Annotated in this window: 20 protein-coding genes; 3 read left to right on the top strand and 17 right to left on the bottom strand. The window is 57.8% G+C overall.

Going from position 1 to position 20803, the window contains the following annotated elements; genetic code table 11:
• Positions 1 to 14: 14 nt before the first annotated feature.
• On the bottom strand, positions 15 to 1052 hold the full coding sequence (locus ACMGGX_RS11235) for an oxidoreductase (protein WP_348562227.1): 1038 nt from the start codon (positions 1050 to 1052) through the stop codon (positions 15 to 17).
• 256 nt (positions 1053 to 1308) lie between these two features.
• Between ACMGGX_RS11235 and yhhY the strand changes: the two genes are divergently transcribed.
• Positions 1309 to 1797 (top strand): N-acetyltransferase, encoded by a 489-nt coding sequence (yhhY, locus tag ACMGGX_RS11230; RefSeq protein WP_181594199.1) that lies wholly within the window; start codon positions 1309 to 1311, stop codon positions 1795 to 1797.
• Positions 1798 to 1885: 88 nt separating this feature from the next.
• Here the strand turns inward: yhhY and ggt are convergent, their stop codons facing one another.
• Entirely contained in the window at positions 1886 to 3631 is a 1746-nt protein-coding gene (gene ggt, locus ACMGGX_RS11225; protein ID WP_073001667.1) for a gamma-glutamyltransferase, read from the bottom strand.
• Positions 3632 to 3754: 123 nt separating this feature from the next.
• Between ggt and ACMGGX_RS11220 the strand changes: the two genes are divergently transcribed.
• Positions 3755 to 4132 carry a DUF2756 family protein gene (locus ACMGGX_RS11220; protein WP_033144399.1) on the top strand — a complete coding sequence of 126 codons (378 nt, stop codon included), beginning with the start codon at positions 3755 to 3757 and terminating at the stop codon, positions 4130 to 4132.
• On the opposite strand, the gene ugpQ is transcribed toward ACMGGX_RS11220, so the two are convergent.
• The 10 genes from ugpQ to livK form a co-directional block, all read right to left on the bottom strand.
• Complete coding sequence (gene ugpQ, locus ACMGGX_RS11215) at positions 4116 to 4862, bottom strand: glycerophosphodiester phosphodiesterase (protein WP_029742186.1); 747 nt, start codon at positions 4860 to 4862, stop codon at positions 4116 to 4118. The two genes, ACMGGX_RS11220 and ugpQ, sit on opposite strands and share 17 nt — an antisense overlap.
• Entirely contained in the window at positions 4859 to 5929 is a 1071-nt protein-coding gene (locus ACMGGX_RS11210; protein ID WP_348562224.1) for a sn-glycerol-3-phosphate import ATP-binding protein UgpC, read from the bottom strand. The genes ugpQ and ACMGGX_RS11210 overlap by 4 nt, the downstream gene beginning before the upstream one ends.
• Position 5930: 1 nt before the next feature.
• On the bottom strand, positions 5931 to 6776 hold the full coding sequence (gene ugpE, locus ACMGGX_RS11205) for a sn-glycerol-3-phosphate ABC transporter permease UgpE (protein WP_126797429.1): 846 nt from the start codon (positions 6774 to 6776) through the stop codon (positions 5931 to 5933).
• On the bottom strand, positions 6773 to 7660 hold the full coding sequence (gene ugpA, locus ACMGGX_RS11200) for a sn-glycerol-3-phosphate ABC transporter permease UgpA (protein WP_033144396.1): 888 nt from the start codon (positions 7658 to 7660) through the stop codon (positions 6773 to 6775). The genes ugpE and ugpA overlap by 4 nt, the downstream gene beginning before the upstream one ends.
• A 126-nt stretch (positions 7661 to 7786) precedes the next feature.
• Positions 7787 to 9103 (bottom strand): sn-glycerol-3-phosphate ABC transporter substrate-binding protein UgpB, encoded by a 1317-nt coding sequence (gene ugpB / locus ACMGGX_RS11195; protein WP_023310025.1) that lies wholly within the window; start codon positions 9101 to 9103, stop codon positions 7787 to 7789.
• A 351-nt stretch (positions 9104 to 9454) separates the two neighbouring features.
• Positions 9455 to 10168, bottom strand: a complete 714-nt coding sequence (gene livF, locus ACMGGX_RS11190) for a high-affinity branched-chain amino acid ABC transporter ATP-binding protein LivF (RefSeq protein ID WP_008500102.1) — start codon at positions 10166 to 10168, stop codon at positions 9455 to 9457.
• A gap of 1 nt (position 10169) precedes the next feature.
• Positions 10170 to 10937, bottom strand: a complete 768-nt coding sequence (livG, locus tag ACMGGX_RS11185; RefSeq protein ID WP_023310024.1) for a high-affinity branched-chain amino acid ABC transporter ATP-binding protein LivG — start codon at positions 10935 to 10937, stop codon at positions 10170 to 10172.
• A complete protein-coding gene (locus ACMGGX_RS11180; RefSeq protein WP_420298368.1) occupies positions 10934 to 12211 on the bottom strand; it encodes a high-affinity branched-chain amino acid ABC transporter permease LivM in 1278 nt (425 codons plus the stop codon). The genes livG and ACMGGX_RS11180 overlap by 4 nt, the downstream gene beginning before the upstream one ends.
• Positions 12208 to 13134: a high-affinity branched-chain amino acid ABC transporter permease LivH gene (gene livH, locus ACMGGX_RS11175; protein ID WP_008500099.1), complete on the bottom strand. Its 927-nt coding sequence runs from the start codon at positions 13132 to 13134 to the stop codon at positions 12208 to 12210. The genes ACMGGX_RS11180 and livH overlap by 4 nt, the downstream gene beginning before the upstream one ends.
• Positions 13135 to 13180: 46 nt before the next feature.
• The gene (gene livK, locus ACMGGX_RS11170) at positions 13181 to 14290 is read right to left on the bottom strand and encodes a high-affinity branched-chain amino acid ABC transporter substrate-binding protein LivK (RefSeq protein ID WP_039264148.1); all 1110 of its coding nucleotides are present in this window, start codon (positions 14288 to 14290) and stop codon (positions 13181 to 13183) included.
• 424 nt (positions 14291 to 14714) lie between these two features.
• On the opposite strand from livK, the gene panM reads away from it, so the two are divergent.
• Positions 14715 to 15098, top strand: a complete 384-nt coding sequence (gene panM, locus ACMGGX_RS11165) for an aspartate 1-decarboxylase autocleavage activator PanM (protein ID WP_023334145.1) — start codon at positions 14715 to 14717, stop codon at positions 15096 to 15098.
• Between the two features lie 181 nt (positions 15099 to 15279).
• On the opposite strand, the gene livJ is transcribed toward panM, so the two are convergent.
• From livJ to ftsE, 5 genes are all read right to left on the bottom strand, one after another.
• Complete coding sequence (livJ, locus tag ACMGGX_RS11160) at positions 15280 to 16380, bottom strand: branched chain amino acid ABC transporter substrate-binding protein LivJ (RefSeq protein ID WP_072163886.1); 1101 nt, start codon at positions 16378 to 16380, stop codon at positions 15280 to 15282.
• A 197-nt stretch (positions 16381 to 16577) separates the two neighbouring features.
• A complete protein-coding gene (locus ACMGGX_RS11155) occupies positions 16578 to 17843 on the bottom strand; it encodes a 4-aminobutyrate--2-oxoglutarate transaminase (RefSeq protein WP_121932744.1) in 1266 nt (421 codons plus the stop codon).
• A gap of 136 nt (positions 17844 to 17979) precedes the next feature.
• On the bottom strand, positions 17980 to 18837 hold the full coding sequence (gene rpoH, locus ACMGGX_RS11150; protein ID WP_023310018.1) for an RNA polymerase sigma factor RpoH: 858 nt from the start codon (positions 18835 to 18837) through the stop codon (positions 17980 to 17982).
• 251 nt (positions 18838 to 19088) lie between these two features.
• On the bottom strand, positions 19089 to 20144 hold the full coding sequence (gene ftsX, locus ACMGGX_RS11145; protein WP_348562220.1) for a permease-like cell division protein FtsX: 1056 nt from the start codon (positions 20142 to 20144) through the stop codon (positions 19089 to 19091).
• A complete protein-coding gene (gene ftsE, locus ACMGGX_RS11140) occupies positions 20137 to 20802 on the bottom strand; it encodes a cell division ATP-binding protein FtsE (protein WP_025758973.1) in 666 nt (221 codons plus the stop codon). Before ftsE ends, ftsX begins: the two co-directional genes overlap by 8 nt.
• Position 20803 lies beyond the last annotated feature (1 nt).

The raw sequence follows: 20803 nt of genomic DNA, 5'->3' as shown, positions 1-20803 counted from the left end.
GGAGCCGTTTTTGCTTATTTCGCGAGGGTTACCGTGGCAGGAGAAGCCTGCTCGAAGGCTCGCTCGAGGATTTCCAGGTTGGTCAGAACGTCAGATTCCTTGACGTAATTCGGCGCGCCGGTTGTGAGAGTTTCATACAGCGCATCGTAGACGCGGCCATAGTCGCCAATTTCCGGTTTCAACTCTTCTCTCACCGTCACGCCCTCATCGTTCACGTACACCAGCATGCCCACGGAATCATCCGCCGCAAAGCCCGGCTCACCCGGCATGATGTTGGCCTTCAGGCTGGTCTCCTGCTGGTCGATGCCGTACTTGATGAACGAGCCTCGGGTGCCGTGAACGATAAATTTCGGATAGTCGATTTTCACCAGATGGCTGGTTTTGACGATGGCCTTCAGGTCGCCGTAGAACAGCTGCGCTTCAAAGGTGTCGTCCGGGTTGGCTTTATTACGCAGGCTGCGGATGTCGTATGCGACATGATCCGGTCGGCCAAACAGGGAGATGATCTGGTCCATGGTATGCACGCCCAGACCATAGAACGAGCCGTCCTGCGGCAGGCCGGGTTGGGTTTCCGCTACCGGACGGTAGTAATCGAAGTGGCTTTCGATTTCCACAATGTCGCCCAGCTTGCCGCTTTCAATCGCCTTTTTTGCCGTCAGGAAGCAGCTGTCAAAGCGACGGTTCTGATACGGCGTAACGGTCAGGCCTTTACTTTTCGCCAGCGCGAACAGCTCTTTTGCTTCGGCGATGGTCGGGGTGAACGGTTTTTCCACCAGCACGTTTTTGCCCGCTTCCAGCGCGCGTTTCGCATAGTCAAAATGGCTGTCGGCGTGGGTGCAGACGACAACCAGTTTGACCAGCGGGTCGTTAAGAACTTCATCAAGATCGCTGGTGAAATGGATATGAGAATACTGCGGGGATTGCTCTTCCGGCTTCGCGCGGCGGCGGTAGATATGGGCCACGTGCCAGCTGTCTTTACGGTTGAGAACATACGGCAGGTGGTAGCGGGTCGTACTTTTACCAAATCCAATAAATGCGCAATGTAGTGTCATGGCTCAGTCCTTTTGGAAGGTTACTGAGTCTAACCATAACAAAAAAAAAGCCAGCTAAAAGCTGGCTAAAGTAATACTGGAAGCAATGTGAGCAATGTCGTGCTTTCAGGTTCCCGTAGCGGTCTTCCTGAATGCAGAGCAATAATAATCATTCTCATTCGCACTTGTCCAATACTTTTTGCAAAAAATAGCGGTTGACTCAAATTTTAAAGTCATTGATGTTGGAAGGGACGTTTAACTGACTGAGGAATAAGGAATGAGTGAGATAGTGATACGCCATGCGGAACCGAAAGATTATGACGCCATTCGTCAGATCCACGCCCAGCCGGAGGTGTACCACAACACGCTACAGGTTCCTCATCCCTCTGAGCAAATGTGGCAAGAACGGCTATCCGACCAGGCCGGCATCAAGCAGCTCGTCGCCTGCATAGACGGTCATGTAGCTGGCCATCTGTGCATCGTCGTCGCGCAACGCCCGCGCCGCAGCCATGTGGCTGATTTTGGGATTTGTGTCGGCGCGCAGTGGCAAAACCGGGGCGTTGCCAGCGCTCTGATGCGCACCATGATTGATATGTGCGATAACTGGCTGCGCGTTGACCGCATTGAGCTGACGGTATTTGTCGATAACGAACCGGCAATTGCGGTGTACAAAAAACACGGGTTCGAAATTGAAGGCACCGGCAAACGCTATGCCCTGCGCAACGGCGAGTATGTTGACGCGTATTATATGGCGCGAATGAAGTAGTTTGTTGCCCTCACCCTAACCCTCTCCCACAGGGAGAGGGAATGAAAAACGTAGGCCGGGTAAGGCGAAGCCGCCACCCGGCAAACCATCAATACCCCGCCGACAAATCATCCACCGACCGCGGATCCGACGCGCCAAACAGCGCCCCGTCCGGCCCGACCATAATGCTCTGGGTGCTGCCCATCGCCTCCTTCACCGCCACCTTCTGCCCGCGCTGTTCAAGCAGCTTGATGGTGTCCGGGCTAAAGCCCTTCTCCACGCGCAGCTCGTCCGGCAGCCACTGGTGATGGAAACGCGGGGCGTTGGTCGCTTCGGCGACGTTCATCCCAAAGTCGATGCTGTTCACCACCATCTGCAGCACGGTGGTGATAATACGGCTGCCGCCAGGGCTGCCGGTTACCAGCCAGGTTTTCCCGTCTTTCACGACAATGGTGGGCGACATAGACGACAGCGGACGTTTCTTCGGCCCTACCGCATTCGCATCGCCGCCCACCAGCCCGTAGACGTTCGGCACGCCCGGTTTGGCAGAGAAGTCATCCATCTCGTTGTTCAGCAGAATGCCGCTGTTGCCCGCCACAATCCCGGTGCCGAAGGTGGTGTTGAGCGTGTACGTCACCGCCACCGCGTTACCGTCTTTATCCACCACCGAGAAGTGGGTGGTCTGGTTGCTTTCATACGGCGCCAGCTTGCCGGGGCGGATCTCGCTCGACGGTTTGGCCTTGTTGATGTCGATCTGATCGGCAATGGATTTGGCATACGCCTTGTTGGTCAGCGCCTGCCATGGCACCTTCACGAAGTCCGGATCGCCGAGATATTCCGACCGGTCGGCGTAGGCGCGTTTTTCCGCTTCCGCCATCACCTGCATGGCGTCCGCGCTGCCGAAGCCGAACTTGTGCATATCGAAGTTTTCGAGAATATTGAGGATCTGCACGATGTGGATCCCGCCGGAGGACGGCGGCGGCATGGAGAAGACCTCGTAGCCGCGATAGGTGCCGCTAATTGGCTCGCGCTCCACCGCCTTGTATTCCGCCAGATCCGCTTTGGTGATGAGCCCGCCGTTCTTCTGCATCTCTTCGGCAATCTGGTCGGCAATCGCCCCTTTGTAGAAGGCGTCCGGGCCGTGCTCCGCAATCAGCTCCAGGCTTTTGGCGAGGTTCTTCTGCACCAGCCTGTCGCCCTTCTTCAGCGGCTCACCGTCTTTCCAGAAGATGGCCTTGCTGTTTTCGTGATTCGGAATGACTTCGCTGCCGTAGGTCTTGAGATCGTCCGCCAGCGCATCGTTTACCACAAAGCCGTCGCGCGCCAGCTTGATGGCAGGCTGCACCACCTTGTTCAGCGGCATCGTGCCGTATTTTTCCAGCGCCAGCGAGAAGCCCGCAACGGTGCCCGGCGTACCGGTGGCGAGGTGCGAAGTCAGGGATTTTTTGCTGTCAGGGTTACCCTGATCGTCGAGGAACATATCGCGGGACGCCTGAGAAGGCGCCATTTCTCGGAAATCGATGGCGGTGGTTTTGCCGTCTTTGGTGCGCAGCATCATAAAACCGCCGCCGCCCAGGTTCCCCGCCTGCGGATGCGTCACCGCCAGCGCATAGCCGACAGCGACCGCAGCATCCACCGCGTTACCGCCCTGCCTGAGAATATCGACGCCCACTTTTGTTGCCAGGGCATCCACTGACGCCACCATGCCATGGGTTGCCCGCACGGGATGAAAAACATCTTCCTCCACGCCGTAAGAGACCGGAGGCGCCGCTGGCGGGTTGGCCGCCACGCTAAATGTACCGCCTGCCATCAGCGCGGCGATGGCGACCCAGCGCAAAAACGTTGGTTTCATCATTATTGTTCTCCAGGTGATAGGGTCCATATTCCCCGCTTAAGCCTGGTTCACAACTCCTAAAAAATCATCGTCATGGTGAAATCGGGGTAAACTTAAGAGAGACCTCAAAAGGAGGAAATGACAATGAAACGCTTATGGATCCTTACGGCGCTGATCCCGTTTGCCGCGCTCGCACAGCCGCTTAACACCATGAACAACCCAAACCAGCAGGGTTATGTCATCCCGAGCCAGCAGCGTATGCAGACGGAGATGATGAGCCAGCAACAGCAGCAGAAAGGGATGCTTAATCAGCAGCTTAAAACGCAGACCCAGATGCAGCAGCAAAGCCTGCAAAATCAGATGAACGCCAACACCCAGCGCGTGCAGCAGGGGCAGGTGCGCGAGCAGCCGCTGCCGAATAAAAACGGCGGGATGTTAGGAGGAATGACGTCGTCAGGCAGCGGACAGCAGCACATGCTGCCGCCGCAGTCGAATGGCAGTATGCTTAATCCGCAGAACTAAAGTCCGGGCCGATCAGGTCGATTGCATCGGTACAGATGCTGTCCACGCCCCAGCGCAGCAGTTCGGCTGCGCGCTGGGGTTTGTTAACCGTGTAGACCAGAATATGCAGGCCCGCGTCCTTCAGCATCTTCACCCGCGCCTCATCCAGCAGCCTGTGGTTGAGATGGATAGAAACGCACGCTAAGCGTGCCGTCAGCTCGCGCCAGTCCTCGCGCCACTCGTCAAGCAGCAGCCCGCGCGGCAGCTCCGGCACGGCCGCCTGTGCGGCCTCCAGCGCATCGATTTCAAATGATGACAGCAGCGGAGCGGTCATCCCTTCCCACAGCTCGCGCGCGGCCAGGGCAATGACTTTGCCCGTCAGCGGCCCGGTGCCGGTGGTCGGTTTGATTTCGATATTGGCCATCATGCCGTGCTGGCGACAGCGATCGGCCACTTCCGCCAGCAGCGGCAGCGGTTCGCCTTTGAATTCGCCGCTGTACCAGCTTCCGGCGTCCACCTTCAGCAGATCGCGCCACGGCAGTTCACCCGCCACGCCCCAGCCGTTGCTGGTGCGTTCGAGGTTATCGTCATGCAGCAGGAAAATTTCGCCGTCTTTCGACAGCTTGGCATCGAACTCGATCATCGTGTGACCGTAGCGCGCGCCAACGTCAATCGCCGCCAGGGTGTTTTCCGGCGCCAGCTTACCGCCGCCCCGGTGGGCGACGACGTGGGGATAAGGCCAGTTGCTCATACTCGTTGTCCTGTTTCACTGTCAAACAGGTGCAGATGGTTTTCCGGCAGGTGCAGCCACAGCGTGCTGCCTGCTTTCGGACGCTCCTGATGCGCCAGGCGCACCACCATTTTTTGCTCGCCCCAGCGCCCGTGCGCCAGGTTATCTGCACCCAACATCTCCAGCGTGTCCATCACCAGCGGCACGCCGCCGTCCGCCTGAGAGGTTAAACCAATATGTTCCGGGCGGATACCGAGCGTCATCTTACGCCCGGCGTAGCCACGATAGTACCAGTTGATCGGCAATGCCATCCCGCTTTCCAGCTCAAAATGCGTGCCCGTGTTGCTGATACGCCCTTCCAGCAGGTTCATTGCCGGGCTGCCGATAAAGCTCGCCACAAAGCGGGTGGCCGGTTTCTCGTACACTTCCACCGGCGTGCCAACCTGCTCGGCGATGCCTTTGTTCATCACCATTACGCGCTGGGCGAGGGTCATGGCTTCGACCTGATCGTGGGTGACGTACAGAGAGGTGGTTTTCAGACGACGGTGCAGCTGCTGCAGCTCAAGACGCATCTGCACGCGCAGCTTGGCGTCGAGGTTAGACAGCGGCTCGTCGAACAGGAATACCGCCGGATCGCGCACGATGGCGCGCCCCATTGCCACGCGCTGGCGCTGGCCGCCGGAGAGCTCGCGCGGGCGGCGCTTCAGCAGGCCGTCCAGCTCGAGAATGCGCGCCGCCTCTTTCACCCGCTCGTCGATATGGCCTTTGCCCATGCCGCGGATTTTCAGCCCCCAGGCCATGTTCTCTTCCACGCTCATGTGCGGATAGAGGGCGTAGTTCTGGAACACCATCGCGATGCCCCTGTCTTTTGGCTCCATTTCGGTGACGCGCTGACGATCAATCCAGATATCCCCGGAGGTCACGCGCTCCAGCCCAGCCACCATGCGCAGCAGGGTGGATTTGCCACAGCCGGACGGGCCGACCATCACGATGAATTCTCCGTCCGCCACGTCGAGCGTCAGCGGCTGGATCACCTGGGTTTTACCGTCCCAGCTTTTGGTTACTGCCTGAAGTTTTAAACCTGCCATCTTATTTCTCGCTATCGACCAGGCCGCGGACAAACGCGCGCTGCATGGCTAAAACAATGACTACGGGTGGGATAAGGGTGAGCAGCATCGCCGCCATCACCTGGTTCCAGAGGGTGGTGCCTTCGCCGGTGGCGATCATGCCTTTGATGCCCGCCACGGCGGTGCCGAGGTTGACGTCCTGAATAATCAGCAGCGGCCACAGGTACTGGTTCCAGCCGTAGATAAAGGTGATCACAAACAGCGCCGCAAGGTTGGTTTTCGACAGCGGCAGCACGATGTCGCGGAAGAAGCGCATCGGCGACGCGCCGTCGATGCGCGCCGCTTCAATCAGCTCGTCCGGCAGGGTCATAAAGAACTGGCGGAACAGGAAGGTGGCGGTCGCCGAGGCCATCAGCGGCAGGGTTAAGCCCGCGTAGCTGTCGAGCATCTTCAGGTTGGCGATCACCTCCACCGTCGGGAAGATACGCACCTCTACCGGCAGCATCAGGGTGATAAAAATCATCCAGAAGAAGAGGTTACGCAGCGGAAAGCGGAACCAGACGATGGCGAAGGCCGAAAGCATCGACACCGTAATTTTGCCGACCGTAATGCCAAACGCCATGATGAAGCTGTTGAGCATCATCAGCCAGAACGGCGCGCTGTTGGCGCCCACGCCCCGGGTCCAGATGGTCTTCATGTTTTCGAACAGATGCCCGCCGGGGATCAGCGTCATCGGCGTGTCGAACACCGCTTTAGTGTCCAGCGTGGCGGCAACAAAGGCCACGTACAGCGGGAAGAGGATGACGATAATCCCTAAAATCAGCATGGTATGGCTGAAAATCGTCAGCCCGCGACGGTTCTCAATCATTGGTAGCGCACCTTACTTTCGACATAGCGGAACTGCACCACCGTGAGGATGATGACGAGGAACATCAGCACAACCGACTGCGCGGCAGAGGCGGAGAGATCCAGACCGGCGAAGCCTTCGCGATAGATCTTATAGATAAGCGTCGTGGTCGCCTGCACCGGGCCGCCTGCGGTCGCCGCGTCGATCACCGGGAAGGTGTCGAAGAAGGCGTACACGAGGTTAACCACCAGCAGGAAGAAACTCACCGGGGCGATCAGCGGCAGCGACAGCCTGAAGAAGCGACGAATGGGCCCAGCCCCGTCGATGGCAGCGGCTTCCACCAGCGAACGCGGAATGGACTGCAGCGCGGCAAAGAAGAACAGGAAGTTATAGCTGATCTGCTTCCACACCGAGGCGAACACCACCAGGAACATCGCCTGGCCGCTGTTTTGGGCGTGGTTCCAGTCGTAGCCGAACTCTGCCAGGAAGTGGGTAATCAGCCCGCGACCGGGGTTAAACAGGAAAATCCACAGCACGGCGGCGACGGCGGGAGCCACGGCGTAAGGCAGCAGCATCAGGGTTTGATAAATACGGCTGCCGCGCACCACGTAGTCCACCAGCGCGGCGAAAAACAGCGAGGCAACCAGACCGCTGACGGTCACCAGCGCGCTGAACTTCATCGTCGTCCAGAAGGAGTCCAGGTAGTAGCTGTCGTGGAACAGCGCGGTGAAGTTGTCCAGGCCGACAAACTGGCTGGAAAGCCCGAACGGGTCGACGCTTTGTACCGAGTACCACAGCGCTTCGCCCGCAGGCCAGATAAAGAAGATAACGGTGATGACCAGCTGCGGCGCGACCAGAAGATAGGGCAGCCAGCGGGAACGGAACACCGGACGGGATGATGACATAGGTTTGCTCTGTAGGTATTCACCCCTCACCCCGGCCCTCTCCCCAAAGGGGCGAGGGAGAAAAGACGGCTCCGCGCAGTCCCCTCTCCCCTTTGGGAGAGGGTTAGGGTGAGGGGCAGGTTTGAATTACGATTTGGTCGACTGCTCAAAGCGGCGCAGCAGCTGATTCCCGCGCTCTACCGCAGAATCCAGCGCCTGCTGTGGCGTTTTCTTACCGGTCCACACGCTTTCCAGCTCTTCATCCACGATGGTGCGGATCTGCGGCATGTTGCCCAGACGCAGGCCCTTGGTGAACGGCAACGGCGGCTTGTTCAGCATCTGACGCGTTGCGATGTCCGCGCCCGGGTTCTTGCTGTAGAAGCCCTGCTCGCGGGTCAGGTCGTACGCGGCTTTGGTGATCGGCAGGTAGCCGGTCTTCTGATGCCATTCGGCGGCGTTTTCAGGCTTCGCCAGGAAATCGAGGAACTCGGCTACGCCTTTGTAGGTGCCTTTGTCTTTACCCTGCATCACCCACAGGCTCGCCCCGCCGATGATGGCGTTCTGCGGCGCGCCCTTCACGTCAGCGTCGTACGGCATCATGCCCACGCCGTAGTTGAATTTGGCGTAGTGGCGGATATCCGCCAGCGAGCCGGAAGAGGCGGTGGTAATGGCGCAGTCGCCGTTGTAGAACTTCTCGGTGGATTCGTCTTTACGCCCGAAGTAGCTGAAGTCGCCCTTCTTGTTCAGATCGGCAAGCAGCGCGATATGCTTCACCTGCTCCGGCTTGTTGAACTCCAGTACCGCGTCGGTGCCGTCGAAGCCGTTGTTTTTGGTCGCAACCGGCAGGCCGTGCCAGGCGCTGAAGTTTTCAATCTGGATCCAGCCCTGCCAGCCGCTGGCGTAGCCGCACTTCATCCCCGCCGCTTTCAGCTTCGCGGTGTACTCCGCCAGGTCCTGCCAGGTTTTTGGCGGCTGCTCCGGGTCTAAACCTGCTTTTTTGAAGGCGTCTTTGTTGTAGTAGAGCACCGGCGTGGAGCTGTTAAACGGCTGAGACAGCAGATGGCCGGTTTTGGAATCGGTGTAGTAACCCGCTACGGTCGGCACGAACTGCGACTCGTCGAAGTTGATGCCCGCTTCTTTGAACACTTCATACACCGGTTTGATGGCTTTGGAGGCCATCATGGTGGCGGTACCCACTTCATAAACCTGTAACAGGGCCGGTGCGTTACCCGTACGGAAGGCGGCGATGCCCGCGCTCAGGCTCTGCTCATAGTTGCCTTTGTACACCGGCACAATTTTGTAATCCGGATGGGTGTCGTTGAAACGCTGCGCCAGGGAGTCAACTTCTTTACCCAACTCCCCTTCCATGGAATGCCAGAACGGAATGGTGGTCACAGCCATTGCGTTCGTCGCAAAAGCCAGACCCAGTGCCAGACCCAAAGCTGTGTGTCGTAACGATGTCATTGTCATCTCTCTTATTGTGCCGGATGCGCGATATCACGCGTTTTATGCTCGCGAGGTAACATGACATGCTCGAATTACAGAAAAATAACTGTTTGTTTACAGATAAGTGACAGCCAGGCGTCAGGGGGATGATGGTTGTGTGAAGGGGGATGGGGGTGTGGTTTGGGTGCGGTCTGGTGCCCTCACCCCAGCCCTCTCCCACGGGGAGAGGGAGCAAACACTAAAAAAGGCAACTTGCGTTGCCTTTTTGCTTTTACCTCGTGCGGTCTGGTGCCCTCACCCCGACCCTCTCCCACGGGGAGAGGGAGCAAACATTAAAAAAGGCAACTTGCGTTGCCTTTTTGCTTTTACCTAGCCGCCCAGATACGCGCTCCGCACCGCTTCGTTCGCCAGCAGCGCGTCGCCGGTATCCTCCAGCACCACGCGGCCGTTCTCCAGCACGTAGCCGCGGTCGGCGAGCTTCAGCGCCTGGTTGGCGTTCTGCTCGACGAGGAAGATGGTCATCCCCTCTTTGCGCAGCTGCTCGATGGTGTCGAAAATCTGCTGGATGATGATCGGCGCCAGACCGAGCGACGGTTCGTCCAGCAGCAGCAGGCGCGGCTGGCTCATCAGCGCGCGGCCAATCGCCAGCATCTGCTGCTCACCGCCGGACATGGTGCCGGCACGCTGGATGCGGCGCTCCCACAGGCGCGGGAAGAGTTCGTATACCCACTTGATGCGGGTCTGGTATTCATCGCGGTGAGCGAAGAAACCGCCCATCGCCAGGTTCTCTTCCACCGTCATGCGGGAGAAGACGCGGCGCCCTTCCGGAACAATCGCCACCGCCTCGCGCATGATTCTGGCAGTCTGCCAGTCGGTAATGTCTTTACCATCGAACACAATCCGCCCGCTGGTGGCGCGCGGGTCGCCGCACAGGGTGCCGAGCAGCGTGGTTTTGCCCGCGCCGTTGGCGCCAATCAGGGTCACGATTTCCCCCTGATTGATATGCAGGCTGACGTCGTGCAGCGCCTGGATCTTGCCGTAGTGCGCGTTGACCTTGTCGAACGTTAACATCGCTTTTTCCATCTTATGCCTCACCAAGGTATGCGCGGATCACGTCCGGGTTGTTGCGGATCTCTTCCGGCGTGCCGTTTGCCAGCGGCGTGCCCTGGTTTACCACGTAGATACGGTCCGAAATGCCCATCACCAGCTTCATGTCGTGCTCAATCAGCAGGATGGTGGTGTCGTGACTGTCGCGCAGCTCGGCAATCAGCTCGTCCAGCTCTTTGGTCTCTTTCGGGTTGAGCCCTGCCGCCGGTTCGTCGAGCATCAGGATTTCCGGCTGCGTCACCATGCAGCGCACGATTTCCAGACGACGCTGGTCACCGTAGGCCAGGTTGCTCGCCTGACGGTTGGCGTGCTGCAGCAGGCCAATTCGGTCGAGCCAGGTGGCGGCGCGGTCAAGCGCTTCATCCTGCGCGCGGCGGAAGGCCGGGGTTTTCAGCAGGCCGGAGAACAGCCCGGTTTTTAGCTGCTGATGCTGTGCCACCAGCAGGTTCTCAATCACCGTCATCTCGCGGAACAGACGCACGTGCTGGAAGGTACGCACCACGCCCATGCGGGCAATCTGCTGGCCCGGCAGCCCTTCCAGGTGCTGATCGCGCAGCATGATGGTGCCGCCCGTTGGCTTGTAGAAGCCGGTCAGGCAGTTAAAGACCGTGGTTTTCCCCGCGCCGTTCGGACCAATCAGCGAGACAATCTCTTTCTTGTGCAGATCCAGATTCACGTTGTTGACCGCCAGCAGGCCGCCAAAACGCATCATCAGGCCGTTAACGGATAATAATGGCTGACTCATGCCTGCTCTCCTTTCGCTTGCCCGTTCTTCAGCTTCAGCTGTGGACGGGTCATCGGCAGCAGACCCTGCGGACGCCAGATCATCATCAGCACCATCAAACCACCCAGCATCAGCATGCTGTATTCGTTAAAGTCGCGCATCAGCTCGCGCGAGACCACCAGCAGGATGGCCGCGAGGATAACGGCAAACTGCGAGCCCATCCCGCCGAGCACCACAATTGCCAGCACAAAGGCGGATTCGGCGAAGGTGAACGATTCCGGGCTAACGAAGCCCTGACGCGCGGCAAACAGCGTTCCGGCGAAACCAGCAAACGCGGCGCTGATGGTGAACGCGGTCAGCTTGATGCGGGTCGGGTTCAGGCCCAGGGAGCGGCAGGCGATCTCATCTTCACGCAGCGCTTCCCACGCGCGGCCCAGCGGCATGCGCGGCAGGCGGTTGATCACGAACAGGGTAATCACCACCAGCAGCAGCGCCACCAGATAGAGCCAGATCACGCGGTCGGACGGGTCATACTTCACGCCGAAGAAGTTGCTGAAGGTATCCCAGCCGCCTTCGCGGGCGGTACGGCTGAACTCCAGGCCGAAGAAGGTCGGTTTCGGGATCTGGCTGATGCCGTTCGGGCCGCCGGTCACTTCGGTGTTGTTAAGCAGCAGGATACGGACGATTTCGCCGAAGCCTAAGGTCACAATCGCCAGGTAGTCACCGCGCAGGCGCAGTACCGGGAAGCCAAGCAGGAAACCGGCGGCGGCAGAGACCAGCCCCGCCAGCGGCAGGCATGTCCAGAAGCCGAGGCCGTAATAGTGGTTCAGCAGCGCGAAGGTATAGGCGCCGATGGCGTAGAAGCCGCCGTAGCCCAGCACCAGCAGGCCCGAGAGCCCCACGACCACGTTCAGACCGAGGCCGAGAATCACGTAGATCATAGTCAGCGTGGCGATATCCACGGTGCCGCGAGACACCACAAACGGCCACGCCACGGCGGCCACCAGCAGCGCCACGAGGAACAGCTTCTGCTTAACCGTAGAACCGTCGATTGCCGGCAGCACGAATTTCGGACCGGAGACGTTTTTCAGCGTCTTCTGGAACAGCGGACGCAGCAGCTGGAACAGGAACACCACGGCCGTACCGATAAATACCCACTGCCAGCGGATGTCAGCTGCGGTATCGACAACCAGTTTGGTACCATTCAGCTCAAGCTGGACGCCCATAAAGACGCTGGCCAGCACGAAGAACATGGCGGCAGAGAGCAGCGCCATTGCAAAATGCATCGGTTTCATACTTTCTCTACCTCCGGACGGCCCAGAATACCGGTAGGCATCACCAGCAGAACCAGAATCAGCAGGGCAAACGACACCACGTCTTTATACTCCGTGCTCAGGTACGCCGAGGAGAGCGCTTCCGCCACGCCCAGGATCAGGCCACCGATCATCGCGCCCGGAATACTGCCGATACCGCCCAGAACCGCCGCGGTGAAGGCTTTCATCCCAGCCATGAAGCCGATGTACGGGTTGATCACGCCGTAGAACTGGCCGAGCAGGACACCCGCCACCGCCGCCATCGCGGCGCCAATCACGAAGGTCAGGGCAATCACGCGGTCGGTGTTGATGCCGAGCAGGCTCGCCATCTTCAGGTCTTCCGCGCAGGCGCGGCAGGCGCGTCCCATACGCGAGTAGCGGATGAACAGCGTCAGGGCGAGCATCGCAATAAAGGTCACGACCCAGATAACCAGCTGCATGGTGGTGATAGAGGCCGCGAAGTTTTCGCTGGCCCCCACGATCCACTGGCCGTTAAACAGGCTTGGCAGCGCCACGTCGCGCGAGCCTTCGGTCAGGCTGACGTAGTTTTGCAGGAAGATCGACATCCCGATCGCGGAAATCAGCGCAATCAAACGCTTGGAGCTGCGCACCGGCCGGTAGGCCACGCGCTCAATGCTCCAGCCGTAGGCGCTGGCAATCACAATCGCGCCGACAAACCCGGCGGCGACCAGCAGCCAGCTGCTGTCGATGCCCATCATCATCAGAGCGGCGATAATCATAAAGGAGACGTAGCTACCGATCATGTACACCTCGCCGTGGGCGAAGTTGATCATGCCGATAATGCCGTAAACCATCGTATAGCCGATGGCGATCAGCGCGTAGGTGCTTCCCAGCGTAACGCCGTTAAACATCTGCTGCAGGAAATAGAGAAACTGCTCGGACATATGCAAACCTTTTTATACCCGCCCGTCATGCCGGGCGGTGGGATAATTATTTGGCGGCCGAGGATGAACCGTCGGCGTGCCACTTAAAGACACCAAACTCAAATCCCTTCAGATCGCCTTTCTCATCCCAGTTCAGCGGCCCAATCACGGTGTTCGCCCCGTGTGCTTTTAAATCTTTAACCAGATCCAGCGGTTCTTTGCTGCCGGAGCGATCCAGCGCGGTGGCCAGAGACTGTACGGCCGCGTAGGTGATCCAGACGTACGGACCACTCGGATCTTTCTTCTGCGCCTTGAGCGCATCCACGATAGCCTTGTTGGCCGGATCCTGGTCATAGCGTTTTGGCATCGTCACCAGCATGCCTTCGGCAGAATCCCCCGCGATGTTTGACAGGGAGGCATTGCCCACGCCCTCTGGCCCCATAAACTGGGTTTTCAGACCGGTGGCGCGCGCCTGACGCAGCATCTGCCCCATCTCCGGGTAATAGCCGCCGTAGTAAACGAAATCGATATTCTCTTTTTGCAGGCGGGCAATCAGCGCGGAGAAGTCTTTCTCACCGGCGGTAATGCCGTCGAAGAAGACGATGTTCGCGCCGCCTTTTTTCAGGCCGTCCTGCACGGAGCGCGCCAGGCCTTCGCCGTACTGCTGTTTGTCATGAATAATGGCAATGCGCTGTGGCTTAACGGTCTCGAGGATGTATTTGGCGGCGGTGGGACCCTGCGAGGAGTCCAAACCGGCGGTACGCATAATGTGCTGGTAGCCGCGCTGGGTCAGTTCCGGGTTCGTTGCGCCAGGGGTGATCATCAGAATGCCTTCGTCTTCGTAGATATCAGACGCCGGCTGCGTGGAGGATGAGCACAGGTGGCCGATCACATACTGAATACCGTCGTTGACGATTTTGTTGGCGACCGCGACGGCCTGTTTCGGATCGCAGGCGTCGTCATATTCCACGCCCACCAGCTTGTCGCCTTTGATGCCGCCCTTAGCGTTGATGTCTTTGATGGCCTGCCGCGCGCCGTTGAACTCCATGTCACCCCACTGGGCAACAGGGCCGGACATCGCCCCCACTACCGCAACTTTAATGTCGTCTGCCATAGCGGCATGCGAGATCGACAGTGCGACCATCCCCGCGATTAACGTCTTCGCGTTCCTTTTCATCTCTGAATCCCCATTCGTGATGTCGTGTTTATATTTTGTTTTATTATGGTTAAAAAGCATTCTGTACTTTTAATGAACAACGCTATTTTTACCAGTGCCTTTAATGGTTTAGCGCAGGTTTTTGTCAAAAACCAGACTAAAATCTCTATTTTTCAGGCGATTAAGCAAAGATAATATTCTGAAATCAGGCAGAGATAAACAAATAAAAGTGCAGTTTGCAGCATAAAATAACGGTACAAAGCGCCGAATAAATCACTACCGTTCAGGTTAAAATTCTGCTTATTTTTCGATCCATGTGTTTTCAAACTGCCCATCGCGTTGCCAAAAAACTAATCACCTGGTTAATGAGAATAAAAAGAGGAAGCCGCTGGGTGAATAAATTGAGTACACTGCCCCTACTCAATCTGATTTGGACAAGTGGCTAATGAAACTGACTATCGTGCGTCTGGTGACCTTTAGCGACCAGGATCATATCGACCTGGGCAAGATCTGGCCGGAATATTCCCCTTCGTCGCTGCGCGTTGATGAGACCCACCGCATTTATGCCGCGCGTTTTAACGAACGCCTGCTGGCTGCGGTTCGCGTGACCCTGAGCGGTACAGAAGGGGCGCTGGACTCGCTGCGCGTGCGTGACGTCACCCGTCGTCGCGGTGTGGGACAGTATTTAATTGAAGAAGTGATCCGCGAAAACCCGAGCGTGACCTCATGGTGGATGGCTGACGTGGGCGTGGAAGACCGCGGCGTGATGGCGGCGTTTATGCAGGCGTTAGGGTTTACGGCGCAGGAGAGCGGGTGGGAGAAGCGCTAAAAGAAAGCCGGGTGGCGGCTGCGCCTTACCCGGCCTACATTCATTATCTGCCGCATTTTCCCAAGCATTTCGTGTCGCAGGAAGGCGGCAAGTTATGAAATCCCCGGGAGCTTACATAAGTAAGTGACCGGGGTTGAATAACGCAGCCAACGCACCTGCGGCGCGAAAGGCGACGAGAAAATTATTTGGCGTCTGTCGCCGTGCCGTTCGCATGCCAGTCAAACACGCCGAACTCAAAGCCCTTCAGGTCGCCCTTCGCGTCCCAGGAGAGTGGCCCCATGACGGTCTCGACGGTATTCGCTTTCAGCCAGGTGGCAATCTCAGCCGGATCGGCTGACTGGTTCAGGCCCGCCTGCAGCGACTGCAGCGCCGCGTAGGTGGTCCAGACGAACGCGCCGCTTGGATCCTGTTTCTTCGCCTTGATGGCATCTACGATAGGTTTGTTCGCAGGGACCTGGTCGTAGTTCTTCGGTTTAGTTACCAGCAGGCCTTCGGCTGATTCACCCGCAATGTTAGACAGGGACACGTTCGCTACGCCTTCCGGCCCCATAAACTGGGTTTTCAGGCCCGCAGCGCGCGCCTGGCGCAGGATCTGGCCCATTTCCGGGTGGTAGCCACCGTAGTAAACGAAATCAATATTCTCTTTCTTCAGACGCGCCACCAGGGTGGAGAAGTCTTTCTCACCGGCGGTAATGCCGTCGAAGAACACCACGTCGGCATTCGCTTTCTTGAGGTTATCCTGCACTGAACGTGCCAGACCTTCACCGTACTGCTGCTTGTCATGAACGATGGCAATGCGCTTCGGCTTCACTTTTTCAACGATGTATTTCGCCGCTGTTGGGCCCTGGTCAGAGTCCAGGCCGGTGGTGCGCAGGGTCAGCTTGTAGCCGCGCGCGGTGAGCTCTGGTGCGGTCGCTGCCGGGGTGATCATCAGAATACCTTCGTCTTCGTAGATGTCAGACGCTGGCTGAGTAGAGGAAGAGCACAGGTGACCAATAACGTATTTGATCCCGTCGTTCACCACTTTGTTCGCGACCGCGACCGCTTGTTTCGGGTCACAGGCATCATCATATTTTACGATCTGCAGTTTTTCGCCTTTGATACCGCCCTTAGCATTAATGTCTGCAACCGCCTGCTCAGCGCCGGTAAATTCCTGGTCGCCGTACTGTGCTACCGGACCGGACATTGCGCCAACGACAGCCACCTTGATGTCTGCCTGTGCCATGGTGCTGAATGCCAACGCGATACATCCTGCCAGTAACGCTTTACCCTTCATGTTCATCCTGAGATTCCCCATTATTATGGTTATTACGATTGTTGTGATGTTGTTGTGCAGCGCTTTATGTCAGTTATAGGTGTGCTGTCCGCGCTTTTTCAGCATACTCTGCTAAAACATACCCGATTTTTATGATTTTGGAATAGCTAATTTGAAATGAATATATGATAAGCCCGGCAGGGATTTTCGCCGGGCATATGGCTTTAACGTGTCAGCGACGCGGAGATAATGTCCAGCGCTTTACGGAATTGCGCTTCAGGAATAGTCAGCGGATAGAGGAAACGAATGACGTTGCCGTAGACGCCGCAGCTCAGCAGCAGCAGCCCTTCCTGCAACGCGCGCTCCTGCACCTGGCGGGTAAATTCCGGCGAAGGCTGACCCGTTTGCGGGTCGTTAAACTCCACCGCCACCATCGAGCCCTGCGCGCGAATGTCAGCGATATACGGGCAGCGTTCCTTCGCCTTATTCAGCACTTCCACCAGGTGGTGGCCAAGATGCGCCGAGCGCGTGCAGAGATCCTCTTCATCAATCACGTCGAGCACGGCATGTGCCGCCGCAATCGCCAGCGGGTTTCCGGCGTAGGTACCGCCCAGCCCGCCAGGCGCGGGGGCGTCCATCACCTCCGCACGGCCTGAAACCGCCGAAAGCGGCATCCCGCCCGCCAGGCTTTTCGCCATGGTGATTAGATCGGGCTTCACGCAGTGGTGTTCCATCGAGAACAGCTTGCCGGTACGGGCGAAGCCGCTTTGCACCTCGTCGGCAATCAGCAAAATACCGTGGGTGTCGCACAGGGCGCGCAGCGCCTGCATAAAATCAGCTGGCGCAATGTTGAAACCGCCCTCTCCCTGAACCGGTTCGAGAATAATGGCCGCGACCTGGTCGGGGGCGATATCCGCTTTAAAGATACGTTCCAGGCTTTTCAACGCTTCCGCCGTGCTGACGCCGTGCAGTTCATTCGGATACTGCGCGTGATACACCGAACCGGGGAACGGGCCAAAGCCGAGCTTGTACGGCGCAACTTTGCCGGTCAGCGCCATGGTCATAAAGGTGCGGCCGTGGAACGCGCCGCCGAAGGTGATAAGGCCGGGACGTTTGGTGTACGCCCGGGCAATTTTGACCGCGTTTTCGACCGCCTCTGCCCCCGTGGAGAAGAACGCGGTTTTGGCCGGACCGTCAACGGGCACGCGCTGGTTGATGCGCTCGGCAAGCGCGACATAGCCTTCGTACGGCACAATCTGGTACGCCGTATGGGTAAACGCGTGGAGCTGTTTTTCAATGGCGGAAATGACTTTTGGATGGCGATGGCCGGTATTCAGCACCGCGATCCCGGCGGCGAAGTCGATGTACTCGTTGCCTTCCACGTCCCACACCGTGGCGTTTTCAGCTTTATCAGCATAGAAGTTACACATCACGCCGATACCGCGCGGCGTCGCCTGTAAACGCCGGTCGTTCAGTTCGTTATTTTTCACCCTGTCCCCCTGAGAAAGTCGCCTGCTTAGCGCATCAGTAAGTGTTTGCCAGGGGGAGGGAATTCGCCAGAGCGGGCGCTAAAAAAACAAAACCCCCAGACTTTCATCCAGGGGTTCTCGGTGTACTTCGCGAAAATTACGCTTCGATAGCAGCGCGAAGTTTTTTCATGGCGTTCTTTTCAAGCTGACGGACACGTTCCGCAGAAACGCCGTAGCGGTCGGCCAGCTCCTGCAGCGTGGACTTGTTGTCTTCGTCCAGCCAGCGGGCGCGGATAATATCCTGGCTACGCTCGTCGAGGCCTTCCATCGCATGGGTCAGCTTGTTCGCGGCCTGATCTTCCCAGTTATCCTCTTCGATGCCGTCAGCAAAGTTAGAGGTTTTATCCTGCAGATACAGAACCGGCGCCATTGGCTGGCTGTCAGATGCGTCGTCGTCGGAGGACATATCAAAGGTCATGTCCTGCGCGGCCATACGGGATTCCATCTCACGCACGTCTTTGCTGGTTACGCCCAGCTCGCGCGCCACCATTTCCACTTCATCCTGGTTGAACCAGCCCAGACGCTGCTTGGCTTTACGCAGGTTGAAGAACAGTTTGCGTTGCGCTTTTGTCGTGGCGACTTTCACGATACGCCAGTTGCGCAGCACGTATTCATGAATTTCTGCTTTGATCCAGTGCACAGCGAAGGAGACGAGTCGCACACCCACTTCCGGGTTAAAGCGACGCACAGCCTTCATCAGGCCGATGTTGCCTTCCTGAATCAAGTCCGCCTGCGGCAGGCCATAGCCCGCATAGTTACGAGCAATGTGAACAACAAAGCGCAGGTGAGACAGGATCAGCTTTTTCGCTGCTTCCAGATCGCCCTGGTAATGCAGCTTTTCAGCAAGCTCCTTTTCTTCCTCGGCCGTTAACATCGGCCAGGTGTTCGCAGCCCGGATATAAGATTCCAGGTTACCAACAGGGGCTAAAGCTAAAGTTTGCATTTCTTTGGTCATTCATTCCTCTCAATGTTTCTTCTGGTCCTGGTCGTCCCCGTCAGGCAACAACCATGCCAAAGCGTTTGAGCAACGAGATTAGCATTCACTCTTTTATCAGACAGTGATTTTATCCACAAGTTCCAGGTGCAACGGTGAATAAATTACGCACAAATTGTGACATGGAGATGATAATAGGGGAAGCGACAACAGGGACGCTTTCCCTGCAGAGCGAGCATCTCGGTGCAGGGAAAGATTATATCACGCTTTTATTAGTCGGGAGTAAAGTGACGTAAATGTTGAACGGTTGCCAGCCAGGCTGCCACCCACCCAATCATCGAACAAACTAGCAGCAGCAACAGGCACTCATCGAAGCCTAAGCCACTGATATCAAACTTCGTTCCGAAAACCTGCGCCACTTCAGTGACGGCAGACGAAAGCCGCATCACCAAAATTTCTGACAATATCAGTGAAAGAAATGCACCGGAAAAACCGAGCAGTGCACCGCCGTAAAGGAACGGTCGGAGGATGAAACCATCCGTTGCACCAATCAGTTTCTGCACGTTGATGGTATCGCGACGGGCGAAAATGCTCAGGCGCACGCTGTTGCCGATGACGAGGAAGACCGCCGCCACCATCAGCACGCCAATCATCGCCGCGACGCGTCCTACCAGCCCGGTCAGGGCAGCAAGGCGCGCAAACCAGCTGTCGTCCATGCGCACTTCATCAATGCCCTTAATGCGCGTGATGCGATCGCGCAGGGTGTTAAGCGAATCGGTCCCCTGGAAATCCAGCTTCGGGATCACCACCGCCACGGCGGGCAGCGGGTTCTCTTCGAGCATATCCAGCGCGCCGCCAAAGCCAGACCAGTTACGGAACTCGCCCAGCGCGTCTTCACGTGATAGATAGTTGACCTTCTCCACGCCCTGCTCGGCCTGGATTTGCCCAACCACCTGCGCTGCGGCGTTATCGTCGAGCGCTTTATCCATATAGACCGTGATCTGCGGAGACGGATAATACTGTGAGGCCGCGTGGTTGACATTTTTATAGACCATATAGCAGACGCTTGGCAGCGTCAGGGAGATGGCGATCACCATCACCGTCAGGAACGTCGCCAGCGGTTTGCTTTTCAGATCCTGCAGCGCGCCGTGAAACGCGTAGCGCACCTGCTCGTTGAACACGTTGGTTTTACGGGAGGCCGGTTTTGGCGCGGCCTTCTGGCGCTTCGGCGCATTACGATTGCCGTCACCACCGCCCTGCGGCTTACGGAAACGGTCAAACCGGTTCCCGAACTGCCGAATCTGGTTTATTGCATCACGCTTATTCACCGTGGCCTCCGTGCAAATGCCCGTCGCTAAGGGTCAGCATGCGGTACGAACGACGGGAAATGAGCCCAATATCGTGCGTCGCCATCAATACGGTGACTCCTACGCGGTTAAATTCCTCAAACAGACGCAAAATCCCTTCTGACAGAGCATCGTCCAGGTTACCGGTTGGTTCATCCGCCAGCAGTACGGCAGGCTTGTTCACCACCGCGCGGGCAATGCCCACGCGCTGCTGTTCACCGCCGGACAGCTGGATCGGGAAGTTCTTCGCTTTGTCCAGCAGCCCGACCTTATCCAGCGCCGCAGAGACGCGACGGCGGATATCGTCATAGCTGGCGCCGGCAATAATCAGCGGAATGGCCACGTTATCGAAAACGGTGCGATCCATCAGCAGGTGGTGATCCTGGAAAATCATGCCGATCTGACGACGCAGGAACGGCACTTCGCGGTTTTTCAGGCGGCTGATCTCATGACCGCCGAAAAAGATTTTCCCGGCGCTTGGCCGCTCGATCCCACAGATAAGCTTGAGCAGGGTACTTTTCCCCGCGCCGGAATGGCCGGTCAGGAATGCCATCTCGCCCGGCTGCAGGTGGAATGTCACCCCCTGCAGCGCTTGTCTCCCACCGAGATAGGCCTTGCTGACGTGTTCAAAGCGAATCATT

Origin of the sequence: Enterobacter sp. BNK-29, assembly GCF_048684785.1 — a bacterium.
GTDB classification, from domain to species: domain Bacteria; phylum Pseudomonadota; class Gammaproteobacteria; order Enterobacterales; family Enterobacteriaceae; genus Enterobacter; species Enterobacter cloacae_M.
The sequence above is the reverse complement of the archived record's forward strand: the minus strand, read 5'-3'. Positions and strand labels throughout refer to the sequence as shown.